Below are 25392 nucleotides of genomic sequence, written 5' to 3' on the forward strand. Positions count from 1 at the left end.
TACAGTCGAGTTTGACGTCTATAAAGGCGCATTCGGCTGGCAGTGACTTACACGCAGGGAACAAAGGTAGAGCTGCTCGATCCAGACGAACTGAGTAAACATGTGAGAGCAGTAGTGCATCAGGCGCTGCCCTGGTTGCAGGCCCTGACAGAAGCTTCGGCCAGCCGCCCGGAGAAGACAGGCAAGTGGTGCGCCAAAGAGGTGATCGGCCACCTGACGGATTCGGCGATCAACAATCATGCAAGAGTGATGCGACTGCAGATTGAAGTCACGCCAAACCTTTCCGGCTACGAGCAGGTGGCGTGGGTGAGCCTGCAGCACTATGCGGATAGCGATTGGGGAAGACTGCTTGGAATCTGGGCCACGTTGAACGAGCATTTTGCCTCGGCCGTCAGCCACATCGATAAGGCGCGCCTGGCAAATAGAGGAAATGTGGAAGGAGACGAGTTGACCCTCGCATTCCTGATCGAAGACTACATCGCGCATATGGAGCACCATCTGCGGGCATTGGACGTGTGGGCGAGGTAGCTCAACATCCATTTTCCCTGCGGCGGTGTCTAATATAGTTGGATACCGAGGTGACCGGACGATGACGCTCTTGAATGCTCCGCAATACAACGCCCACCGCGAGGCGCGAAACCGCAATCTGCTGGTAGGTGGCGGAGTTTTCATTCTGATACTGGTGCTGCTCTATCTGGGCGGCTATATGCTGGGGCACGGATGGTTCTTCTCGAACCTCCCGGTTGAGCACAAGATCAACAGCTTTATGACCGATCTCCAAAATAAGGACTACAAGACGGCATACGGCATCTGGATGAACGATCCCAACTGGGAGCAGCATCCGCAAAACTACGATTACACGCTGAAGCGGTTCACCGAGGACTGGACGACCGCCAGCGACTGGGGCCCCATCACATCGCACCACGTCGACATCTCCAAGCGTGACGGCTCGGGCATCATCATCGCGGTGACCGTGAATCACAGTGCCAAGAAGTTGTTTCTCTGGTACGAACGATCGAATGGAACGCTGACCTACTCGCCGCGCGAACTGCAGTATTAGCGCGTCTCCAGGCTCGCTACGTGCAATGCGAAACTCAGACCATGTAAAGTTCTCCTATCGGGATTTTTAAAGAAAACCCGGGAGATGAGCCCATTGCGTATACGATTTCAGCGGTCAATATTGTCCTGCATGGTTGCCGGAGTTTTAGGTTTGATCAGCACTCTTCCCGCCTCGGCAAGTGCAACGCCACCCGCGCCCATCGTGGTCTCGTCCGGCTGGCAGTTGCAGGATGCCGCTAAAGTCTCCCAATCCGGAGACGCAGTTTCCCTGGCGACTTTCACGCCGCAGAACTGGTACGCCGCCACCGTTCCCGGCACCGTACTCACCAGCCTCGTCAACGATGGCGTCTACCCCGAGCCGCTCTACGGCGAGAACAATCGTCCCGACAAGATTCCCGAAAGCCTTTGCCGCACGCCCTACTGGTATCGCGCCGTCTTCACCGTGCCCAAGTCCTATAACCATCATCAGATCTGGCTTAACTTCGACGGCATCAACTATGCCTCCGAAATCTGGCTGAACGGCAAACAGATCGGCACCACCAAGGGCGCCTTCATTCGTGGAACCTTTGACATCACATCGCTGGTCAAGCCCGGTAAACAAGCTGTGCTCGCCGTGCTCGTCTCGCCGCAACCGCATCCCGGCGTGCCGCACGAGCACACCATCCGCAACGGCATGGGCCTCAACGGCGGCATCACCGCCATCGATGGCCCGACCTTCCTCTCCACCATCGGCTGGGACTGGATTCCCGCCATCCGCGACCGCGACACCGGTATCTGGCGCAAGGTCTATCTCTCCGCCAGCGGTCCTGTCGTCATCAAAAATCCCCGAGTCGAGACCGACCTGCCGCTGGCCAGACTGGACTCGGCAGACGTCTCGATTCAGACGACTGTCGAGAACACAACCGACCAGCCTCAAAAAGGCGTCCTGAAAGGCAGCTTCGGCGGCGTCACCTTTCAGAAGGATGTAGAGCTTGCGCCACATGCCTCAACGCTGGTCGCGCTCGATCCCAAGAGCACTCCCGCGCTCGAGGTCAGCAATCCCAAGCTCTGGTGGCCAAACGGCTATGGCCCACAGAATCTCTACGACCTCCATCTCAGCTTCCAGATCAAGAAGAAGATCTCCGACACCAACGACCTCAGCTTCGGCATCCGCAAGATCACCTACTCCGTCCCCGATTCCGAAAACCTGACGATCTCCGTCAACGGTGTCCGCATCTTCATCCGTGGCGGCGACTGGGGCCTCGACGAGGCGATGAAGCGCATTCCTCGCGAGCGCCTCGAAGCCGAGATTCGCATGCACAAGATGGCGAACGTCAACCTCATTCGCAACTGGGTTGGCCAGAGCACCAACGAAGACTTCTACGAGCTATGCGACAAGTACGGCATCCTCCTCTGGGACGAGTTCTTTCAGCCCAACCCGAGCGATGGCCCCAACCCCACCGACCTGCCGACGTACATGGCCAACGTCCGCGACAAGATTCTCCGCTTCCGCAACCATCCCTCGATTGCAATCTGGTGTGCACGCAACGAAGGCTATCCGCCTAAGGAGATCGACGACCTGCTGCGTCCCATGATGGTCGAGCTCGATCCCAACCGTCTCTATCAGCCCAGCTCCACCGCTGGCCACGGCGTCTTTTCGAGTGGCCCCTACCACTGGCGCACGCCGCGCGAGTTCTACGACTTCAAGCACGCCTTCAAGACCGAGATCGGCAGCGTCTCAGTTCCGACGCTCGAGTCCATCCATGGCATGATGCCGCAGAAGGACTGGGAGATCATCAACGACGACTGGGCCGAGCACGACTTCGCCCGCGGCGCGTCCGGCGGCGACACCTACCGCGATGTCATCGAAGCGCGTTATGGCAAGCTGGCCAACCTCGCCGACTTCGTTCGCAAGGCCCAACTCGCCAACTACGAGGCCTTCCGCGCCATGTACGAGGGCCGCAACGCCAAGCTCTTCAACCCCAGCACCGCCATCATCACCTGGATGAGCAACCCCGCGCAACCCAGCTTCGTATGGCAGCTCTATCACCACGACCTCGAGCCCAATTCGTCTCTCTTCGCCGTCGAGAAGGCAGGCGAACTCCAGCACATCCAACTGAATGAGAGCAACGGCGACGTTCAGGTCATCAACAATCTTCCCACTGCGTTGACCAGCGCCACCGCGCATATCTCCATCTACAACCTCGACGGCTCCATGCCATACCAGCATGACTACACCGTCACCGCTCCGCCCAGCGTCGCCACCAGTCTCGGCGTAGTGCCATGGCCCGCCAACCTGTCGGCTGTCCACTTCGTCAAGCTCGACCTGCACGATGCCTCGGGCAAGCTTCTTTCCACCAACTTCTACTGGCGCGCTCTGCCTGAGCATCAGGACGACCTCACCGCTCTCAACCAGCTACCCACCGTCACGCTCGATGCCAAGGTCGAGCGCCACGATGCCGACGGTAAATGCCTGCTCACGGTCACGCTGCACAACCCCGGCTCCCAAGTCGCCCTCATGGCGCATCTGCAGCTGCGCCGCCAACACTCGGGCGAACGCGTGCTGCCCGTCTTCTACAGCGACAACTACGTCTCGCTTGTCCCCAACGAGACGAGGACCATCTCCATTGAGGCGAGCGCAGCCGATCTGAAAGGCGAGACTCCGCTGGTTGTCGTCGATGGCTGGAACGTCGCAGTGACCCCATCCGCAACGCCCACTGCTGCCATCGCGCTCAACGTCGATGCGCAGGTCGATCACTGGCCCGTCACCGGCATACCCATGTACGTTCCGCCGCCGATTCCGGCGACTGCGGAAAAGACAAACTAAAGCGGAGCGATGGTGCAGGCAGTGGAACCAGTCAACGGCAGGGAAGTCTACGCGAAGATCACGCTGCGGCTCATCCCGTATCTCTTCCTGCTCTATATCGTGGCCTATCTCGACCGCGTCAACGTCGGCTTCGCCGCGATGGACATGCAGCGCGAGCTGCACTACAGCAACACCGTCTACGGAACCGGTGCGGGCATCTTCTTCATCGGCTCTGCGCTCTTCGATCTGCCCAGTAACCTGATGCTGGCCCGCGTCGGCGCAAAGATCTGGATCGCTCGCATCATGATCTCCTGGGGCGTCATCTCCACCTGCATGATGTTTGTGCGCTCGCCTGAGTCGTTCTATATCCTTCGCTTTCTGCTTGGCGTGTGCGAGGCTGGGTTCTTCCCCGGCATGATCTTCTATCTCACTTTCTGGTATCCCTCGCACGAACGCGCGCGCGCCGTGGCCAAATTTATGACAGCAACCTCGCTCGCGGGCGTGGTGGGCGGCCCGCTCTCCAGCGCCTTGTTGCGCCTCGACGGCTTCAAAGGATTGGCGGGCTGGCAGTGGCTCTTCCTCTCCGAAGGTATACCGACCATTTTGCTCGGCATCTCCGTCCTCTTCCTCTTGAAAAATAAGCCCGAAGATGTCCATTGGCTCAAGCCCGAAGAGAAGGCGTGGCTCGCCGGCGAGTTGCAGCGCGACCGCGTCCGCTACGGCGCAGCGGAGCATCACGCACTCGGAGACGCCATTCGCCTGCCCATGCTGTGGCTGCTGGCGGGAGCCTATTTCGTCAGCCAGGTCGGCGTCTACATCGTCAACCTGTGGATGCCTCTCATCCTCAATAGCTTCTCCGGCGGCGCGCATACGGCCAGCGTCATCGCGCGCTATGCCACGCTGCCCTACCTTGCCGCCGCCATCTTTACCGTGATCGTAGGCTGGAACTCCGACCGCACCAACGAGCGCCGCTGGCACATCGCCGGCTGCCTGCTGCTGGCGGCCACCGGCTTCGCCTGGACGGCGGTGGCGCACAACATCGTCGTGGCCATCATCGCAATGACCTTCGCCGCCATGGGCCTTTGGAGCATGATGGGTCCTTTCTGGACGTTGACCACCAGCGTCCTCGGAGACGCGGCAGCGGCGGCAGCGGTCGCCATTCTAACCACGATCGGCGGTGTGGGCGCCTTCCTCGGCCCCTACTCTATCGGCAGAATCCGCGACGTCACGCACAGCTTCCAGGACGGCCTCTACGCCATGAGCGCGCTGGCAGTCTGCGCGGCGCTGCTAGCTCTGGCAGCAAGAGCAGGGAAGCAGTCCACCAACGAAAACTGATTCCTGCCTGTCAGTTTTTTGCAGTTTCTAAGGAAACCCTCTAAAACCCTCGTCCCCAGCGGAGATCATCGTCACCGCATTTATTTTTTGCGTTTTCGGCCCAGAAATGAGATGTCAAGCCCCAGAATGGCTTAACTAGCTGAAACAAAAAGTGATAATCATTGCAAAAGAGTTTTACGCGATTCGCTAAACTATAATGTAGTAGATCAAAGAAGGAAGGCCTCAGCTCAAACGCGGGGTTTTCCCTTTTGAAATCAATATTTTAGCTATAACTCTCATGGTTGCAATATTTTAGCGAATGCAATCTCGCTAACTCATTGCAACCATTTGGCTTATAACCAGATACCCAGGGGGGTGCCCCTGCAAAGATACCAAGCATCAGCTCCATTTTGGGCGGACTGCTTCCGCTTTAATACATCATGGTGGGATGTATATTGAATCCCGTTACGATATACTATCCCTATGACGCCGCTATCTTCGTACGAGGCGCTTCCGGCCAAAACGGCTCAGACTCAAGCCGAGGATGCGATTCGAAATCTGGCCTGGTTTCGCTATAACCTGCGCAAATTCCTGCGTTTCAGCGAGAAAGCGGCACGGCAGTGTGGAGTCACGCCGCAGCAGCATCAACTGATGCTCGGCGTGGCCGGATATACCGGACGCGGAACAGCCACCGTGTCGGAGCTGGCCGAGTTCCTGCAGGAGCGGCATAACTCCGTTGTGGGTCTGGTCGAACGCGCGGCCCAGCGTGGGCTGGTCCGCAAGGAGCACGACTCGCAGGACCGCAGATTTGTCCTGGTCTCTTTGACGCCGCAGGGGGAGCAGACTCTTGCCCGGCTGACAGAGTTGCACAAGGAAGAGGTAAAGGCCGCGAGAGAGGCACTGATGAAGGTGCCTAAGGTTCCGGCGCAGGTACTTGAGGTAAAGAAAAGGGCCGTCTGACGAAGTTCGCCCAGCAGCTTTAAGTTTCAAAAAATATTAAACGCCGTTCGATCGGCGAAGGCTAAGACAGTAGACCAAATGGACCGCACGCAAACCATCAAGACGAGACGAGAGAACTGGGTGCTTCGGCATCCCCTGCTGCGCAAGTACATGCCGTTGGTGCATGAAGACCTTACCGCGACCTATTCGCGCGACCTGCATAAATGGCTGATCATCGCTCCCATCATCGGCGTGACCACGGGATTGGCTATTACCTCCATCGCAATTGTTGTGTTGGGTAAGGTGTGGCCGGTGGTGCTGGGCTACTATCTGCGGCATCATTGGGCAATCGTGCCAGGACTGGTAGCTGCGTTCGCAATCACGGGCCTGATCATGCAGTTTCTGACGCCCGACCCCGATGAGCATTCGACCGAGGAGGTCATTCGCTCGTACCACGAGCATCAGGGCGACATTAACATGCGGCCGTTTTTGCCGAAGTTGCTGGCGGCAATTACGACGGTAGCCTTCGGAGGCAGTACGGCGCTCGAGGGCCCGAGTATCTATGGCGGCGCGGCGATCGGCTCGTGGCTGTGGGCAAAGCTGCGCTGGCTGCGCCTCGATGCGCGAGATCGTCGCATCATGCTGATTTGCGGTGCGGCCGCGGGCATGTCGGCAGTCTTCCGCGCGCCTTTGACCGGTATCGTCTTCGCGTTGGAGATGCCCTACAAGGATGATCTGGCGCATGAGGCGCTGGTGCCCTCGCTGATTGCTTCGGTGGTGTCCTACATCACCCTGAGCTCGTTTCTCGGCGGAGCGCCGCTGTTCGACTTTGCCAGCTCTACCTCATTTACAGGGAAAGACCTTGTAGGGAGCGCGTTGCTCGGGTTGTTGATTGGGCTCATCGCGATGGCATTTGTAATTACCTTCCGTCGGATGCGCGTGTTCTTCGTAAAGTCTTCCCTTCCGCACTGGGTGAAGATGGCGATCGGCGGATTTTTGACCGGTCTTTGCGGCCTGATCTTCCTGTACTTCTTCCATGGCACGCTGGTTCCGCTTGGTCCCAACTATGAAGCCGTGGGGATGATCCTTGGCATACACCACAGCACGCTGGAACTGGTAATGTTCGGTGTCCTCAAACTCGCGGCCAGTGCGTTTACGCTGGGCGTTGGTGGTGTAAGCGCATTGTTCGTCCCGCTGTTTCTGACGGGCGGCAGCTTTGGCGTAGCCTTTGCGCAGTCTGTCGTTCACAGCCCCGCTGTTGAGTTGTACGCCGCCGTAGGCATGGCCGCATTTATCGCCGCGGGTTACAAGACGCCGTTGGCCGCCGTAGTATTCGTCGCTGAGGCAACGGGCGGACACGCGTTCATCATTCCTGCGCTGATCGGTTCTGCCGTGGCGTATGCGGTGTCGGGTGATGCGTCGGCCTCGGGTGATCAAAGGTTGCACGAAGGAGTCAGGGTGCAGGAGCTGCGACATGTGGTTGTGGGCAGCGTGATGCAACAGAAGGTTATCTCAGTGCAGGCTGCGCTGACGTTGCGCGAATTTACGGAGCTACTCTCTCCTCACTATCACCATTCAACCTTTCCGGTGTTCGAAGACGACGAGTTGCTCGGGGCTGTCGATGTGTGGTCTGTTGCGAAGGTTCCCACCCAGAGGTGGGAGACGACGCGTGTACGTGAACTTACCAATCGGCATGTTTCGAGAGTGCCTTCTGATTGCGACGTGATGGAGGGTCTACGCCTGCTGCTGAGCGAGCATCGACAGCACATGTTGCTGATAACCTCGCCGGCCGGAAAGCTGGAAGGCATTGTGACGAAGACGGATATTTTGCAGGCTTTGAATACGCGCAGAGACGCGCCCATGCCGGCAAGCCTTGAAGTGGTATCGAAGGAGCACAGCCTGGTGTAAGCAACTCATTCGCGGCAGGCCATTGTGATAGTGGCGTCGCGAATTTTATTAGCCATCGGGCCTCGCTCTCTGTGTAAGAGTTTTGCCGGATTGATCTTCTGATCGGTACCGGATGCTGGCAATGAAGCGCGGAGGTTTCCGATGGCTGATTATCCATTCACTGAAGTGACGACGCCGAACCCTGAAATCAAGCCTCAGAAAAAAAGCCAGTTTGGTGTAGCACTTGAGCCGGAGGTGATCAAGATATGCTTGTACGCGTTGCTGGTTGGGTTGATCGGTGGCCTGGTCGCGGAAGGTCTGCTGGAGCTGATCTACCTTTTCACGAACCTGTTCTTCTATGGCAAGGTATCGTTCGCAATCACAAACCCCGCCTATAACCACCTGGGTTGGTGGGTGATTCTTATTCCTCCGATTGGTGGCCTGCTGGTTGGCATCATGGTGCACTATTGGGAGCCGACGCTTAAGGGACACGGGATTCCCGAGGCGATGGAAGCAGTCCTGTTCGGCCACAGCCGGATGCGGATTCGAGTGGCGCTGTTGAAGCCGTTGGCCACCGCGCTGGCAATTGGGACCGGCGGCCCGTTCGGCGCAGAAGGGCCCATCATTCAGACAGGCGCTGCCTTCGGGTCACTCTTTGGGCAAGCAGTGGGATTGACACCGTACTATCGTCGGGTACTGCTCGCGTCAGGCGCGGCTGCTGGGATGGCAGCAACCTTTACCGCGCCGCTGGCGGGGATTCTCGTCGCGATCGAACTGCTGCTGTTCGAGCTGCGAGCACGGTCGTTCATTCCTGTGGCACTTGCCGCCGCTGTGGCTACGGGCGTGCGAATTCATTTCGTCGGATGGGCTCCCCTGTTTCCGACGCCCGCCTTTAAGCTGACCAGCATGAATGAGCTTTGGCTGTTCGGACTCATGGGAATTCTGATGGGAATCGTCGGGCTGGCGATGATTCGCGCGCTGGCGTGGATAGAGGATTTCTTTGATGAGCTTCCTCTCAAGCACGCTCTGATCTGGTCGCCCGCAATCGGCGCGCTGATCCTGGGCGCAATCGGCTATTTTTATCCGCAGGTCTTCGGCACTGGCTACGACACGATTCGCGATATGTTGAATGACCGGCTGACGACGAGCAAGCTGCTGGGCATCTCGGTGGCAAAGTTCTGGGCGCTGGTCATTTCGCTGGGATCCGGAACGACAGGCGGTGTCTTTGCGCCGTCGTTGATTGTGGGCGGCGGCATTGGAGCGACGTTCGCGATTGGCTTTCAGCATCTCTTTCCGCACCTGGTCAGCAATCCGGCATTCTATGCGCTGGTTGCGATGGCAGCGGTGTTTGGAGGCATTGCACGCGCTCCGTTTACCAGCATCGTCTTTCTGTTTGAGCTGAGCCATAACCCCAATGCGCTGCTCCCGCTGATTGTCTGCGTCATGGTTTCGGATGGGTTTGTCCGGTTGTGCAGCCGTGACTCGATCATGACTGGAAAGCTGGTAAAGCGAGGCCTCATTATTCTGCAGGACTACTCGGTTCCGGTGCTGATGCGGGCGCGGATCGACCAGATTATGCAGAAGCAGTTCAATACGATCGATGCAGATCAAGAGCTGCGGACAGTCCTGACGACGCTTGTTCCGGGCAGTGGTATCGGTCTTATGCCGGTGGTGGAGAAGGACGGCCTTCTGGTAGGAATTGTGGAGGCGCATGACCTGCTCAAGATCGAGCCGCCGGACCACCACTTCAAGATGCGCGAACTGGCGCGGCAGGACTACGTGCTGGCCTATCCGGAGGAAGCGGTCGACCAGGTAAACCGCGACATGCTGCTGAAAAATATCGAGAACGTTGTCGTGGTGCAGTCGCACGGCTCGCGCAAGCCCATTGGAATTGCGCGAGCCAATGACATTCTGCAGCTGCGGCGGTGGCTAATGGAAGAGGAGACCCGCGAAGTAGTAGCCAAGAGCAAGGCCTGACTCTAAAGCTTTCGCTTTGCTGGGTTGCCTTCGTGAAAGTTTGCGTTCGAGGATTTCACAAATGCTTCCAATCGGTGTCGCAAACGGCATCCCTACAATCAAACAGACTTCGACTCAGAGACAATTCAGGATCCGCTCGTGTAGATCACTGGGTTCAGAGGAGAAGCGAGCAGATCACCAGCCTTGAGACCAGGCGCCCATCGCTCAAGGTCCGCGATATGGTTTTTGTTCTTCGGTGCGACCAGGTGAATATTTTCATCCATGTAAATCATCGTAAAGACTTCACGTGGCCGATCGGTGGAGTTGGCGCCAGCTCGATGGAACGTCCAACCGGAATGGAAGCTGACATCTCCCAGATCAAATCCACTTTCCTCCATTCGAAAATGGTGGAGTGCTTCCTTAAGGGTCATCTCGCTTTCGTCGCTAATCTCCATGTCGCGCCCGAGTTGGAAGCGATGGCTCTTTTCGCAGAATGCAAGCGGACCCATTTCGCCTGGAGTGTCTTGCAATGGAATCCATGCAGTGATGGTTCGCTCGCTATCGACGGGCCAATAATATTGATCGGCATGCCATGGGGTTATCCCTCCACCTGGCTCCTTGTAGAGCGCTTGATCGTGATAGATCCGGACGCCGGTAGCGCCTATCAGTTGAGCGGCAATGCGAGCGATTCTTTTTCCGAAGACGAATTGCCGAACCTCCGGCGAGTTCGTCCAGAGATTCATGACCTGCAAGAAGGCCTTCCCATACGTGGAGCGCTGTTCGATGGGCAGGGCATCGGCGGAGAGTTCGGCCACCCGGTCTCCAATGACGCGGCGGTAATGGTTGAGCAGGTTGGATGAGAGAACGTGCTTCAGCTTGATATATCCGTTCTCCTGGTAAAAGGCGACCTGCACATCGGTGAGAGGGAAGGGCGTGTTGAGTTGATGGAGCATGTCTTGCATTTCACTCGAAGATTCTGATGTCATGTTGATTCCTCGTTGGACGATGAAACGTTTCAGCAAAACGGTACCACGGTCGATGGATAGATTGTCAAGTGCCAAAACCCGGTCATCACGGTACCCTTGTCAGGTGAAACGAACTGCATCCACAAAACGTACGAAAGAATCGGGCAAGCCGAAGCGTATGCCGCGGCGGGCTACGCCACTAGAGAGGCCAAGCCAAAGACCGAGGATCCAGGACGTGGTCGCGATGACGGGTGTTTCACTCGGCACGGTCTCCGCAGTGCTGAACGGCAATGGAAGAGTGAGCGATGCGACACGGGAGCGAGTGCAGGCTGCAATTACCAGTCTGGGTTATCGCCCCAATCTCTATGCAAGCAATCTCGCACGAAGACAGACCCAGTTGTTGGGTGTCATTGTTTCCAACCTGCAGAATCCATTCTTTGCCGAAACAGCACAGGCAATTGAAGATGCCGCAGCAAAACACGGGTTTCAAATCTCGCTGATGGCGACAAATTTTTCACCGGACCAGCATCGTGCGGCAGTCCAGCAGCTACTCGGAGCACGTATCGCTGGGTTAGCCATCATGACATCGGAATACGACGAAGACGCTCGCAAGATGGTTGAAGCAAGCGGCGTCCCGACGGTGTATCTGGATGTCGGAAAACCCGGAAAATCCGTAAGCATTATTCGAGTGGACTCGCGCGGTGGAATGCAGAGGGCTGTGGAACATCTGATCGACCTTGGCCACCGTGATCTGCTCTTTGTGCGCAATTCACAGACGGTGAGCGGGCCGCCTCTGCTGTCCCACAAACTTCGCGACCAGGGCCTGGTCTCAGCGCTTCGTGCCTGTTCGGTTAAGGGATTGAAGACTCATACCGTGGATGTTTGCGGTCCGGCTGCAGATGCAGGAGAACAGGCGATTGCCTCTGTGTTCGGTAAAGTGCGGTTCACTGCGGTTATCGCGACGACCGACATGGTGGCGATGGGAGTGTATCGGGGATTGCAATCTAGAAATATCCGGATTCCGGAGGACGTCTCCGTTGTAGGGTTCGACAACACCTACTTCAGCCGCTTTCTCAATCCGCCGCTTACTACGGTCGATCTGCCACGTGCGGAGCTTAGCAGGTTGACGATAGAGACGTTACTTCAACTAAAAAGGCGACGGTCCAAGCTGCTCCCATTGGCCACCGAGCTGATCTTTCGTCAATCAACGGCGCGTAGCCCGTCGACTTGAACCGGACTATCAAATCCTTGGATAGATTGTTCCCCCATAGGGGTTAGTCTTTCAATCTGGACGGAGATCCGCGAAGCTCTGCCAGAAAAGTGGCGGCGATCTGGAGCAGATCAAATTCCTGCTCGGTCACTCCTCGATCCAGATCACCGAACGCTATCTGGGGTCGAAGCAAGATATTGAGATTGCGGTGAACGACAACCTGGGGCTGTAAGCCATCGTGGTGAGCGCTTCTGTTTGGGCAGGAGCCAGCTTGAAGTATCTTGGAATGATTCTGTAAAAGATACGACCTGGAGGAATGTGTTGTCTCTCTGAAACAGTTCCAGTGGCTTTTTGGGCCGGAGTCCTCGGTTGACCGCTCCGAACCGGTCTCGGGCTGCTTTCACTCCTTCGCGTTCCCGCACTCGCGGTTAGCGTGTTGAGTTCCACCAAATTGATTAACCCTGTCTCCGACCTCTGACGGTTTCGCTTTTGTTTCAGACACCGCATAATTCGACGTGCATTTCCCGCTCTTCCAACTTCGTTTTCAATTTTGATTCACTGAGGTAGGTCTGAATGGCGTCTGTGTGCGTTAAATGCACTTGCAAGTATTTGCGGGAGGTTGCGCAGGTGGCTTGCGCTTTTCTGTGCCGATTCGCAAGGGGCATTTGTTTGACCTTTGCGTGTAGCTTCATGTTGATTGAGGCGACCGCACCGATACTAGGTCAGCAGTTTGCGACCCTAAATCTTACCGTCGCTGATCCTTCGGGCAGTGTCGTAGTGGGTGCCAGGGTTTCACTTCGCAAAATGGACACGGGAGTGCTGCGAACGGAACTCTCTGACCGGCTCGGCGTGGCCGAGCTTCCAGGTCTTCCTGCCGGCGAATATACATTGACGGTGGACTCTCCATCCTTCAGCTCTTACCGCGCGCCGCTGACGCTGACACTGGGCCAGATCGCGTCTTTGCGCGTTGCATTGAAGATTCAGGAAGCTACTGCGCAAGTGGAGGTGCGCGACACGGCGCAAGGAGTTGACGGTGATCGAACGCAAGCCAGTCAGGTCATTAGTCAGCACGAGATCGCCGACCTGCCGATTTCGGATCGAGATTTTATCGACTTCGTGCTGCTCACTCCGACAGCTACGATCGGTCGCAATTTCAGTACTGGTGCGCAGTCCGCATTTCAGGAGACGGTTCTGGAGGTCAGCTTCGGCGGGTTGCGTGAGACGCACAGCGTTTTCTATGGAATGGACGGCATCAATTACACGACGAGCATCTCTGGAGTTCAGCGGGTAAGTCCATCGTTGGACTGGGTGCAGGAGTTCCGCGTGGTCAACGGTCCTGATGCGTCGGACGGATTGAATCTCGGTGGGTCGGTTAACACGATCACCAAGTCCGGGACGAATGATCTACACGGCTCACTTTACAACTATTTCCGCAATAACCAGATGGATGCCAATAACCTGCTGTCTGCTTCAGGCTTCAACACTCTGCGCTTCAATCAGTTCGGAGCTACCGTGGGTGGGCCTCTGCGGAGAGATAAAGTGTTCTACTTCGCCGGCTACGAGGGGCAGCGTCGAGCTCAGTCGCCGCTCTACTCTCATTTCATTCTGAAATGCATCGATACGGTGGGTTGCCTTGGCCCGGGCACTCCCAGCATTAACCAGGTGAAGACGCGTCTTGGCCTGGCTCCGGAGAAACTGGGATCGATTCTTCAAATTGGCGACTATAACAATGCTTTCGGAAAAGCTACCGACGTGCTGAACGCTCGAAGCACCGTCGCTGTTGGCTATCTATTTGCCAACGTGAGGAACGGCAATACACCTGCCGCTTCCCCAGGACAGGGACTGCCGTCGAGCTATCGCGACAATCGTATCCATGACCAGACTGTTTATGCGAATCTGTTCGAGATATTAAGCCGGCAATGGACCTCGGAGAGTTCTGTAAGCTTCGGCCGACGCACCTTCACCATGAACCCCGTGGGAGCCGGCTACGAGCCAGCCGTCAACGTCGCTGATACTCTTTATAGCGGCGGTTTCCTTGGCGGCGTGAGCTATTACAGTGAGAATCACTTTCAAGCCAGGGAAGCCGTGACCTACACTCACGAATCGCACTCGATCAAAGTGGGTGCGGAATTTGAGCCGATCTGGTTCTCTGCCCAGACACCGTACTTTACTCCGGGCGTCGGAATCTTTAGTCCTCAGAGTTTCTTCGGGGCCGGGCCGTTCAGCGGTGCTCCATTCGGTCCCGGAACTGCTGTTGAGTTCATCTTCCAACAGCCAAGGTCCGAGTTTGGGCAGCAGGTTCCACAACGAACGTTGCCCTTTGAGAACGGATTTTATACGGGTCCCGACGCATCCGTTCGTCAAGCCGCGGATGCAATCCAGTTCTGGCACAAGTTGGCAGGCTTTTATGTTCAGGACCAATGGAAAGCTCGGACGAATCTCGCAGTATCGCTAGGTCTTCGTTACGATCTCGATCTCTTCCCTTCAGCGGAGGATCTTCGCATTATAGGAAAGATGAACCCCACCACCTTTGGGAATGTTCAACCTCGCGTCGGTGTGGCCTATTCGTATAACAAGGGTAAGGGCGTTGTGCGGTCCAGCTTCGGCTTGTTCGTTGGATCTTTCGAATTCAGTAGCACCGTGAATGGTTGGCACGGAGCTTCGGCTTTCACTCACATGAATCAGCCACTGCTGCCTGATTTTGCAGATCCGAACGACAAGCTTGTGGGCTTTGGGCCAGCGGGCATGGTGGGTACGATCGGCCCCGGCCTCTCGGGATCGGCCTTTTCCAACTTCTCACATAATGGCATTTATCCAAGTCCAACAACCTTGAAGCAATTTCCATTGGGTTTTGTAAAGCGAGACTTGCCCAATGCCTACTCCGAGCAAGCGAATGTGGAAGTAGAAAATGATTTGGGACATAGCTGGTTCCTCACTGTTGGTTATCATTACCTGCACGCGATCCATCTGCTAAGCTCCAACACCATCAATGGGGTCCCCAACGGCACTCTCTCAGATGGAAGGCAGAAGTTTCAGCCTGCTGACTCCAACTTCGGATTTGCACTGTACGGATCGCCCACGGGCTGGTCGATCTACAACGCAGGGACGGTCAGCCTGCGCCGGAAGCTCGATCACCATTACAGCGTACTTGCGAACTACACCTATGGAAAATCGATCGATGTCGCGACCGAAAACCAGCTTCAGGACGAGCCTCAGGACTATCTGCAGCCACAGTTAGACCGGGCAGTCAGCGATAACGACGTAAGGCATCGACTGGTCGTAACGTTGATGGCAGAATCGCCGGAAGAGTGGATAGCGCCTTTGAGGAATTTCGAATTTTCCACGCTCAACACGATACAGAGCCCGCAATACTACAGCATTCTTGCGGGTTCCGACATCAATGGGGACGGCTTTCCATTCAATGACCGCGTGGGAAACATTGGCCGGAATACGTATCGAGGCGCTTCTTACTACAATACCGATGTCCGCTTGCAAAGGAGCTTTCGTTTGACTGAACAGATGAAACTAAGCGCAAGCGCGGAGTTTCTCAATCTATTCAATCGAGTGAACGTTCAGGATGTTGACCAGGTTTATGGTTCGGGAGAGTTCGCCGGCAAAGTCCCGATGAGATACGGCGATGGTGTTACGAGCTCTTTGAATCCTACCTTTGGATCTCCAACGTTTGCGGCACCCGCGCGACAGATACAACTTTCAGCTCGATTGAGTTTTTGAATAATCGCTTTTGCCTATCTTCTATCCACTGTTGTCTAAGCCGAGGCTCACTATGCCAGATCCAGCGAACCCAAGACGTCCCAAGCGTGGCACCTACAGGCCGCGGCCAGAGACGCTTTCTCTCCTTAAGACATCGGGGAATGCGATCAATGGGCTTGGCGAGCCTGCGCCGCGAAGAGCATCGCCCTTCTTCTGGCATCCTCCGACGCAACATCCTTTTGAAGAATTGCAGAATATTGCACGGCAGAATTCCCGTAAATGCCCCGGTTCGGCACCGATGTTCATGGCGGCTTATAACCATCCTGAACTGATTCCAATTGCGACGACGCGAAACGAGGCGTCTGCTCAGAAGCTCACCGCCGAGATGACAGCCTTCGCGCTTTCTCACGAGGTTGATGCCGTCGGGATTGCGGCCATGAAACCGCTCTACGTCTTCGAGGGATACTCGATCGAAGAGCCGTGGGTGATTGTGCTCGTTCTTGCTCACAACTACGAACAGCTTATCCAGGTGCCTTCGGACGAGACGAATGGCGCCGGTGTTACGGAGATTGGTGTTCAATACGCGCGCGGTACGAGAGCATCATTCGCCCTCGCCAATTGGATTCGCTCCCAGGGGTATAAGGCCAAGGCGTATCCGGGCCCTTCCGCTGATGCTTTGCTGCTGATTCCCCCGGCCATTGATTCCGGTCTTGGCGAGCTCGGCAAGCATGGCTCGCTGATCAGTCCAAACTATGGATCGGGTATTCGTCTGTCCGGGGTCACGACGGACATGCCGCTGACGGCGACCTTGCCAGTTCGCTTCGGGGCAGATGAATTTTGCACGACGTGCCAGATCTGCACGAATGCCTGCCCCCCAGGCGCTATTTCCGAACCTAAGCAAATAGTGCGCGGCCGGGAGCGATGGTACGTCGACTTCGATAAATGCATCCCCTATTTTGCCGAATCCGGGTCATGCGGTATCTGTTTCGCCGAATGCCCATGGACGCGGCCAAACGTGCGTCCCAAGTTACTTTCCACGATGGCAAAACGTATGGAGGAGAAGGAAGGTGCCGTGATTGGCATGGAAGGCGACCGCCGTGGCTAGTGGGATCGCCTCCGAGAATTCGCTCCGATACGCAGGATGGAAAGTGACGCTCGCAGCTTTTTTCGGCGTGATGGTAAGTTTCGCGGCTATCGTGCCTTATACGTTCAGCCTGTATATCAGGCCGCTGCATGACACGTTCGGTTGGAAGATAGAAGCCATTTCGCGCGGCTTCGCGATCGCGGCGCTCACCGTGGCAGTGTGCTCGCCGACAATCGGTACACTTCTGGACAAACTGCCGCCGCGCCGTGTCATCCTGCCAAGCATCGTCGTCTTCGCATGCGGGATTGCTTCGCTAGCGCTGTTGCGTGGGCACATTGCACAGTTTTACGCGACATACCTTCTGCTCGGCATCGTCGGCAATGGTACCGCGCAACTCGCTTATTCGCGTGCCGTGCTTACCTGGTTTGAACAGCGGCGCGGGCTGGCCATTGCGGTTATGCTCACCGGTAGCGCCACCGGCTCGATCTTTCTGCCCATCATTGCGCAACACGTTATGACGGCGCATGGCTGGCGTGCGTCCTACGTTGTTCTTGGCGGCCTTGCACTGCTAGGTTTTCCACTCACCGCGATACTGGTGCGCAACCGCGCCGCTACGGAGATACCTGCACAGCCAGTAGTCTTCAGTGGCAGGGTCACCGCTGTTTTGCGCATGCGCGTCTTCTGGCTGATTGCCGTTCCGGTGATGTTTGCCGCGTTCAGCGCGAATGCCGCGATCGCTCACCTTGCCGCGCTGCTCAGCAGCCGTGGGGTGAATGCGAGCAGTGCAGCGCTTGCGCTTTCGATGCTCGGCATTTCGAGTATTGTCGGCCGCCTGATAACGGGATACCTGCTCGATCATGTCTTCGCACCCCTGGTGTCGCTTGCTGTTCTTGTCGTTTCAGGCATAGGGGTTGTTGTTCTGGCTTACGCCACCACTGCGACCGTTGGCCTGACGGGCGCATTCCTGCTTGGATTCGCCGGTGGAAGCGAGGCGGACGTCGTGCCCTACCTCATCGCGAAGTACTTCGGTCGCGCCCGCTTCTCCACGCTCTACGGTTTCACCTGGACCGCCTATGCCATCGGCGGTGCGACCGGTCCAGTGTTGATGGGGCATTTCTTCGATAGAGCGGGAAGCTATCTTCCGACGACTGTAGCAATGTTTGGGTTGCCATGTTTTCTTGCGGCCCTGCTGCAACTTGCGCTTCCTTCTTATCCCGAGGATATATCTGGCGCTGCACTCATGTCCGAGATGCCAGCCGATGTTCCTGCAACCACACTCTAGCGATGTTTTACCGAGGACACTATGTCACACATCACTCTTCCTGATCTCCCAGGTATTCTCGGCCCTATGGCCTTCCGGCCCGAGACCTCGAAGCCACTCAATGAGCTTGTTGAAGTTTTGCTTCGTCAACCGAACTCACTGACGCGGGGCGAACGCGAACTCATTGCAACTTTCGTCTCCGCACAAAACAACTGCCATTACTGCCAATCGATCCACGGAGCGATCGCTGCGGCGCACCTTGACGGAGATGAAGATGTCGTTCAATACATCAAGCAAGACTTTTCCGCTGCCGATGTCTCCCCGAAGTTGAAAGCTCTTCTGGTCATCGCAGGGAAGGTACAGCAGGATGGCAAAAAGGTGACGTCGGTGGAGGTGCAGTGGGCTCGCGATGAGGGGGCAACCGACATCGAAATTCACGACACGGTTCTCATCGCAGCGGCTTTCTGCATGTATAACCGCTACGTCGACGGCCTCGCTACCGTGCAACCTCACGACCCTGACCTCTACCGTCAACGTGGCAAGATGCTTGCGCGTGACGGATACGTTGTCGCCAACCTACAAAATGCTGCGAATCCGGAGGTTGACACCGAACCCGCTAAGGGTATGACCGCCCGGTAGGTCCGAACAAATTGCCCGGATCGCATCCGTACCGTCCTCCCGTCGTGTGTCCTCGCGCTCACGAAGTCGTACGACCATACATGGTTGGCGTGCTGCGGCCGCAGCCGCACACGATTCATCGTTGAACCACAACCGGCCGCGCGGCTGGCAACATTAGCCCAAGCGCAATGATGCTTGCGGTTGCGACGCTGGCAGCGGCAATATGCGTGGCCGGATTGATTCCGGCGCAGCGTGCGGCTTCGATCGAACCGATGCAGGCGCTGAGAATGGAATAATCTTCCCCGCTTAATCTGCAGGCACGGTAGCGAGAATGTCGCTGCCAATTGACAATAAATCGCCAACTTACTCATCGGGCAATTCATGTTAGATGTTATGCATGCTAATGTCCTTCATCATGCGCTAAACTGTCCGCTCAGTGTCTCTGCGACCGTGTCCGCCGGTGTGTCGAGGACATGTGCGTAGAACTTAGCTAGTAGCTATTTGACATGCGATTTTCCTTAGACGTGCTGCTTTTGGGGGAAGCGGTGGACATCACGGTGATGAGCGCCTCATGAGAGGCTCTGTTTAGATTCCTGACTTTGTCAAATTCGCTCTTCGCTTCACCGGGATTCCCCATCGAGCGGAGCAGTCGTCCCAGTCGCATGTGAACATTTTCATCGTCGGGCTTGAGCGCCGCGGCCATTTTGAACTGACGAAGTGCTTCCTCCTTTTGATTGGCCTCTGCATAGACAATACCCAGATCCAGATGCCCCATGGAGATTGCGGGATGGCTTTTCACTACACGTTCCAACAGGATTCGCGCATCTTCATTTCGGCCCATTTTAATATCCGCATCGGCCAGATAGAGCAGAGCCTGAGCATAACCTGGGTTATTCTCAAGCTCTGCCTGAAACTCCTGTGAAGCTTCCTCATACTGTAGTTGCGTCCACAACAGATAGCCCAAGCCGAAGTGCACATTCGGCTCCTTCGGATTGGCCTGAACAGCAGCACGAAACTCCCGCGTCGCACCGATCGGATCGCTCATTTCGTCTAGCGCTTCGCCGACCAGCATGTCGACCTGGGCAGACTCGGCATTCTGTGCAACCATCCTGTGATAGACATCCAGAACGCATTGATACTGCTTCGATAAGAGGCAACTATGCGCCAAAGTCAGGAGCAGCGAAAGATTCTGCGCGTCGCGATCCGCTGCGTGCTTGAGATATGGGACCGCAGCCTGATATTCTCCCCGACCGTAATACGACATTCCGATCAGAACAGTCAGACGCTGCCTCTCGGGTGAGGACGGCGATTGTGCCTTGAGCAGGGGAATGAAAATTTGATTGGCCTGTTTATACTGGCCGTTCTTGAAGAGTGCCAGGCCGAGGTTCAAACGCAGGCCGGGCATAGCTGGGTTCAGCGCCATGGCCTTGCGATAGAGGACAATAGCCTGCGGGTAATGTTCCTGACGGGCTTCAAGAAGACCCAAACGGGCAAGAGTGTCGGGATTCGTTGGGTGGGTCTTAGATAGAGCGGGTAGGGCAGTTTCGGACGCAGCCCCATTCTCGTGCTGGTCGAGTGAAAGCGCCGCTTGTCCTGGGTTGTGCTGTGAGTGCGCGGAAATGTTCAAGCTCGCTATTCCGAGGGCCAAGCAAATCACTAGTTTGTAACTCAAGACACCTCCCCCCCTCTCACGTCGTTATAATCTATCTCGTTGAGGTGGCGTACACAACAGTATCCTCTAGTAGATGTAGTTATGAGAGCGTCACTAGCTAATTAGGCTTTGCTCGGTAGTTTAATAGCTGACCAGTCAACGCGGCAGGCTTGAATCCTAGTGACTTGCGTACATCCACGCGAAGGCACAATCTATATATAACTCAACCGCTGCCAGCTTGCAGTATGTCTTGAACACATATCTACCGAGTCCTGGCAGCCCGAACCAGCACTTCCACACCTGGGACAACCATATTCACCAAGACAGCCTCAGGGTTCTCAAGCTCTTTTAATTTAGACATCTGCTCTTTCTGCATTTTGACACTTACACGTTGGTTATTTTGTAAGGTGTCGAGGGCGAATAAACCGATAGTAGCTGTTTGGGAAAGATTGCGGGATAACGGGACTAACTCTGTGGTCAATGAGGATTTAGTCAGCAAAGGCTGGAGCACGGCATCATTGTCTCGCCACAAGACCAGCCATTGATGGGCCTTCTGCCAATCTGCGGAGACTGCCTTTCCCGCGGCGATTCGCGCTGCAATCTCATTGAACTCTCGCGCTTTATCACTTTCGGGAGGAACCGTATCGACGAGTCGATTCAGAGGGGAAAAGACGTCATAGGGCTTCAGGTCTTCTCGAGCGTAATCCCTCGGCGGCTGCACAACACTCGCAAGAACCTGTAACGATGGTGAATCGGTATAGCTACTCAGTCGCCTCAACATCTGTTCGCTGACGCTTTGATATGGCAAATCGTAATATGCCAGCTTTTGTGAGAGAGTATCAAGACGCCGATACATTGAGTTGATATCTTTTACATCCTGAGTCGACCAAAGCCGCTCCGCGATGGCAGCGGCGCGCGGCCAGATTCGGCTGTTGATGTTTTCAGGGCTGACAAATTCGGTCCACATCGTAGCTTCACCACCTAGGATGTTGGCTCTTTGCGCCGGGGATAGCGCGGGCATCCCGTTAGCAAGAGGATCGACTGCGTAATGGTCAGCTGCCGATTGATTCAGATCGAGGTAATAGCCTGCTGAAAGAATTCCGCGATAGCCCCGGCGTGCAGCCTCCGCCAGAGAATCGGGACCACGCCACGACTGGATCACGACATCGTGAGGAGTGTCCGACTGTAACACTTCATCCCAGCCCACCGTAGTCTTATGATGCTTGGCTACCAGCTTCTGCACCCTGCCGGTGAAATAAGCCTGCAGTGCAGCATTATCTCGGAGGTGGTTCGTTTGCATGTACTTTTTGATGCGCGGGTTAGCGTCCCACTCCTTACCGTTACATTCATCTCCGCCGATATGAAAATACGCGTCTGGAAATAGGGCAGTCATCTCCCCAACGAACTGGTCGAGAAACTGGTAAGTGCTCTCGCGGGTAGGATCCATTGCAGGATCAAAGACTCCCCAGCGGCGTTCGATCTGGTAAGGGCCACTGCCACTTGCCAGATCGGGATACCCGACAAACCATGACGTGGTATGACATGGCATATCGAACTCCGGGACGACGCGAATACCCCGGTCGCGAGCGTATTGGAGAATGCCGCGAACCTGGTCCTGCGTGTAGTACAGGCCATCCGAACCTTTCTCCTGCAGTAGGGGAAAGATCTTGCTCTCGATACGGAAACCCTGGTCTTCGGAGAGATGCCAGTGAAAGACATTCATCTTCACTGCCTCCATGCCATCAAGGTTCTCTCGGATCACCTCGAGCGGTATGAAATGCCGGCCGGTATCGATCATCAGTCCGCGCCATGGAAAGCGCGGCTTGTCGTCGATCGTTACTGTGGCAACCGCATAACCTTCAGGGGTGCTGTGAACTAGTTGAAGAAACGTCTGCAGACCATGCAGTATGCCGAGAGGATTTGGCGCAGTGAGCAATACTCCAGTTGCCGTGACCTCCAGGTGATAAGACTCATCTTCTCTAAGCTGCTGCACGATCGCACTTGGACCGGCAGTCTTGATAATGAACTTAACTTCCTTAGAAGTGCGCGCTGGGATTGTGGGAGCTCCTGTCTCCCGAGATAGAACGTTGAAGAAGCGTGTTCTCGCTCGCTCAAGGCGAGGCTCAGTGTAGCCCTCGAACACAATCTGTAGCCCGGGATCAACGAGCAGGCTTCCAGTCCCTTGCACCGCAGTCGCAGGAAGGGGCATAACTGGTAGCGGTACCTGTGCCCTTGCTAACGAGTTGCTCACAATCAGCATGAAACTGAGCGCAAAAACCGCACCACGCCGGCGCATCACACAAAGATCAACCATGGCACCTTTTTCTATTGCATAATCGCTTCTAAGCTGTTTGCAACGGTTGAGCCGGAGTAAGTAAGAGAGCATGCAGCTTAGCTGTCCAAATGTGCTGGTCCGAACAACATTCGTCTCAAACATTACTCCGACTCATCGAAGCGGCGGTTCCCTTTCGTTGCATATGGCCAAATATCAGAAGTACATTTTTCCGCTGAACTGCATGGTGCGCGGTATATGAGCGCTCGTGGCCTGCCCAAACGTGCCGTCTACAAGACCAGTATCGATTGTGTCGAAGTTGGTGTGATTGAAGAGATTGAAAGACTCAGCGCGCAGTTGAAGATTGATACTTTCGCTGAACCTGAAGTTCTTCAACAAACCCAGATCAATCCTTTCCGTGCCTGGGCCCAGGAAACTTCCAGCCTCGCTGCTGCCAAAGTGTCCCTGAGCTTGGGCGAAGGAACTGGTTGTGAACCATTGAGCCTGCGTCTTGGTCAAGTGAACCGGAGCTACCTGATCGGGACGAGGAAGAATATCTGCATTTGGGCTTATCATGCCCAAACCACCGGGATACGTCCCAGACGGGCTTGCGGCTGCACATAGGGGGTTAGTAGGACCTGCGGGATTGCCAGTACTCGGAGCTGTGCAGGCGTAAGGGTCAACATTCTGGGACGCACTTAATGAAAGTCCGGAGTTGAAGGTGGTAATTCCCGAGATCTCCCAACCACCAAGCACATGTCCGGTAAGTCCATGTTGCTCACGGAAGAACGGCTCCTTGTAGACGAAGTTGGCGACAAAGATCTGCGGCTCATTCAGCCCAGAAGGGCCGTAGTCCAACTTCGGGTCATAGGTATAGGTATTGGCAGTTCCCCGATCGTTGGTTTGGTCTGACATATTCTTGGACCAGGTATAGGCGATACCCAGCGTCAGATCGCGCGACCTATGATTTAACGATACCTGCAGCGAGTTGTAGTTGGAAGTAAAGATGGGCAATCTTGTATGGAAGTCCGAATAGCCCAGATAGGGGCGAATGTTGTTAAGAGGAGAGTCAGGATTCGCTTCTCGTGTAGCCAGTGTCGGCATGTTCAGATCCAACTCGCCCAACAGGTGCCGGGACACTGAGCCAACATAGGCGATCTCTAACACAGTTGCAGGGGTCAGTTGTTGCTGCACCGATAGGTTGAAGTCTGTATACGACGGAACCTTGAAATCGGGGCTGCCGGTCGTAGTTAGTTGGTTCGGTCCAAGGGCAGGAGGCGCAGCCGAACCGGCTCCTGTGGGATTGTCAAACGACGCGCTCACGATCGTTGTCGTCTGCACCAGAGGGGGATCGCCGAATGCATTCTGTTCCCAGATACCGTTGAGCGTGCGATCGAAAAATAAACCGAAGCCCCCACGCAGAACGGTCTTGCCGTCTCCGAAGGGAGTATACGCAAAGCCCACACGTGGTCCAAAGTTCCAGCTATAGTTGGGGTTCACGGTGCTGCCATAAGGAGAGCAGGCGACCTGCGCAGAGATTGCCTGAGCGGCTGTGCAGGCAGCACCTCTAGGAAAGATCAGCCCGTTGGCATAGGTCGCCGGTGTGTAGGCCTGACCAGAGACGAAGTTCCCGTCGCCGTCAAGAGCAGGAGCCTCAGTCGATTGATATAGGAGTGGATCAAAGTTGGTCAATGTATTCTTCGCATCTGATGGTGAAGGGAATCGTGTCCAGCGAAGGCCCAGATTTACATTTAGCTTATGGTTAACCTTCCAGTCATCCTGGATATATGCTTCCGTATTCCAGAAGCGCAGATCGGGAATGATATCCCGATTGGCTTGCGAGTATTGGACAGCATTGCCTAGCAGGAAATCTCCCCAGGTATTGAAGCTGAAATTTGCGTTGCCCTCAGAGGCGTCCTCTGTCTTCAACATCTGCTGAGCTGTAATGCCAGCGCGCAAAGTGTGGTTTCCTAGCGTTACCGAAAAGTTGTCAAAGATGTTCCGGTCCAGATTCCGTTCAAAGTAGGGAGCGCTACCCTGCGACACAACAGTGACCGATCCGTCCAGGATAGTCGCGCTTGGAATACGTCCGTATGGATCCGGGTTGGCTAGATTGTTAGTCAACGAGGAGAGAATAGAAGACGAGTTCGCGGGGCCAGAGAGAGCGCCGTTGATTGTTCCCTGCGAGTAGGCGAATTCTACCTCGTTTACCATCTTCGGAGAGATAGCCCAGGTCAAATTAGCAACCACATTTTTTCCGGGAGCGTTAATTGCAACATTCACTACTCCTGGGTAATTCGCCCCTCCCCACAGCCCAGTAGGAAGGTTGCTAGGAGCCTCATCCTGCATCCCCCGGGCAAAGAAATGAAGCCTGTCGTTAAAGTAGTGGTCCACGCGAACCAGATCCTGGCGGAAGTTATTCAACGTAGAGAAAGAAGTGATCTGACCGCCATTGGTAAACCCAGTCGTAGGATTTACGGTCGTGTAGTTCGCCTGGTTCGCACTAAGAATCTTTGACAGGTACACCTGCGCATTCTTACTGACACAGTTAGGATTGCTGATATTGACAGTGCCGACACCACCCGTTCCAGTGCCACCAGTTAGTGATGGGGTATAGGGTGTATAGCCGGTAATGCAACCCGCAGGCGCGGTCAATGCGGTCTGCGAGAAAAAGGTCCCA

General features: G+C 55.7%; 16 protein-coding genes and 1 pseudogene. 12 read left to right on the forward strand and 5 right to left on the reverse strand.

Annotated features, from left to right (window positions below; translation table 11 throughout):
- Nucleotides 1–42 precede the first annotated feature (42 nt).
- The 7 genes from VMU57_RS11470 to VMU57_RS11500 all read left to right on the forward strand — a co-directional run bounded on the left by VMU57_RS11470 (nt 43) and on the right by VMU57_RS11500 (nt 9961).
- Nucleotides 43–528: a DinB family protein gene (locus VMU57_RS11470; protein WP_325383488.1), complete on the forward strand. Its 486-nt coding sequence runs from the start codon at nt 43–45 to the stop codon at nt 526–528.
- Nucleotides 529–589: 61 nt separating this feature from the next.
- A complete protein-coding gene (locus VMU57_RS11475) occupies nt 590–1060 on the forward strand; it encodes a hypothetical protein (protein WP_325383490.1) in 471 nt (156 codons plus the stop codon).
- Nucleotides 1061–1210: 150 nt separating this feature from the next.
- Nucleotides 1211–3865, forward strand: coding sequence for a glycoside hydrolase family 2 protein (locus VMU57_RS11480; protein ID WP_325383492.1), 2655 nt, complete (start codon nt 1211–1213; stop codon nt 3863–3865).
- Nucleotides 3866–3886: 21 nt separating this feature from the next.
- Nucleotides 3887–5179: an MFS transporter gene (locus VMU57_RS11485; RefSeq protein ID WP_325383494.1), complete on the forward strand. Its 1293-nt coding sequence runs from the start codon at nt 3887–3889 to the stop codon at nt 5177–5179.
- 462 nt (nt 5180–5641) lie between these two features.
- A complete protein-coding gene (locus VMU57_RS11490; RefSeq protein ID WP_325383496.1) occupies nt 5642–6118 on the forward strand; it encodes a MarR family winged helix-turn-helix transcriptional regulator in 477 nt (158 codons plus the stop codon).
- 78 nt (nt 6119–6196) lie between these two features.
- Nucleotides 6197–8005, forward strand: a complete 1809-nt coding sequence (locus VMU57_RS11495) for a chloride channel protein (protein ID WP_325383498.1) — start codon at nt 6197–6199, stop codon at nt 8003–8005.
- Nucleotides 8006–8146: 141 nt separating this feature from the next.
- Nucleotides 8147–9961 carry a chloride channel protein gene (locus tag VMU57_RS11500; RefSeq protein ID WP_325383500.1) on the forward strand — a complete coding sequence of 605 codons (1815 nt, stop codon included), beginning with the start codon at nt 8147–8149 and terminating at the stop codon, nt 9959–9961.
- Nucleotides 9962–10086: 125 nt separating this feature from the next.
- Here VMU57_RS11500 and VMU57_RS11505 read toward each other — a convergent pair whose 3' ends face one another.
- Nucleotides 10087–10926 carry a phytanoyl-CoA dioxygenase family protein gene (locus VMU57_RS11505; protein ID WP_325383502.1) on the reverse strand — a complete coding sequence of 280 codons (840 nt, stop codon included), beginning with the start codon at nt 10924–10926 and terminating at the stop codon, nt 10087–10089.
- 214 nt (nt 10927–11140) lie between these two features.
- On the opposite strand from VMU57_RS11505, the gene VMU57_RS11510 reads away from it, so the two are divergent.
- The 5 genes from VMU57_RS11510 to VMU57_RS11530 all read left to right on the forward strand — a co-directional run bounded on the left by VMU57_RS11510 (nt 11141) and on the right by VMU57_RS11530 (nt 18810).
- Complete coding sequence (locus tag VMU57_RS11510; RefSeq protein ID WP_325383504.1) at nt 11141–12136, forward strand: LacI family DNA-binding transcriptional regulator; 996 nt, start codon at nt 11141–11143, stop codon at nt 12134–12136.
- Between the two features lie 648 nt (nt 12137–12784).
- Complete coding sequence (locus VMU57_RS11515) at nt 12785–15847, forward strand: TonB-dependent receptor (protein WP_325383506.1); 3063 nt, start codon at nt 12785–12787, stop codon at nt 15845–15847.
- Between the two features lie 226 nt (nt 15848–16073).
- A complete protein-coding gene (locus VMU57_RS11520) occupies nt 16074–16931 on the forward strand; it encodes a 4Fe-4S dicluster domain-containing protein (RefSeq protein WP_325383508.1) in 858 nt (285 codons plus the stop codon).
- A gap of 43 nt (nt 16932–16974) precedes the next feature.
- Nucleotides 16975–18192: an MFS transporter gene (locus VMU57_RS11525; protein ID WP_325383510.1), complete on the forward strand. Its 1218-nt coding sequence runs from the start codon at nt 16975–16977 to the stop codon at nt 18190–18192.
- A gap of 21 nt (nt 18193–18213) precedes the next feature.
- Complete coding sequence (locus tag VMU57_RS11530) at nt 18214–18810, forward strand: peroxidase-related enzyme (protein ID WP_325383512.1); 597 nt, start codon at nt 18214–18216, stop codon at nt 18808–18810.
- A gap of 23 nt (nt 18811–18833) precedes the next feature.
- On the opposite strand, the pseudogene VMU57_RS11535 reads toward VMU57_RS11530, so the two are convergent.
- The 4 genes and pseudogenes from VMU57_RS11535 to VMU57_RS11550 form a co-directional block, all read right to left on the reverse strand.
- A pseudogene (locus VMU57_RS11535) lies at nt 18834–18951 on the reverse strand (IS3 family transposase); the annotation flags it as partial.
- A gap of 328 nt (nt 18952–19279) precedes the next feature.
- Nucleotides 19280–20416: a tetratricopeptide repeat protein gene (locus VMU57_RS11540; RefSeq protein WP_325383514.1), complete on the reverse strand. Its 1137-nt coding sequence runs from the start codon at nt 20414–20416 to the stop codon at nt 19280–19282.
- 286 nt (nt 20417–20702) lie between these two features.
- Nucleotides 20703–22877 (reverse strand): family 20 glycosylhydrolase, encoded by a 2175-nt coding sequence (locus tag VMU57_RS11545; RefSeq protein ID WP_325383516.1) that lies wholly within the window; start codon nt 22875–22877, stop codon nt 20703–20705.
- A 51-nt stretch (nt 22878–22928) separates the two neighbouring features.
- A partial coding sequence (locus tag VMU57_RS11550) for a TonB-dependent receptor (RefSeq protein ID WP_325383518.1) occupies nt 22929–25392 on the reverse strand: 2464 nt, incomplete at its 5' end.

This window comes from Edaphobacter sp., assembly GCF_035532915.1.
In the GTDB taxonomy this organism is placed as follows: Bacteria; Acidobacteriota; Terriglobia; order Terriglobales; family Acidobacteriaceae; genus Edaphobacter.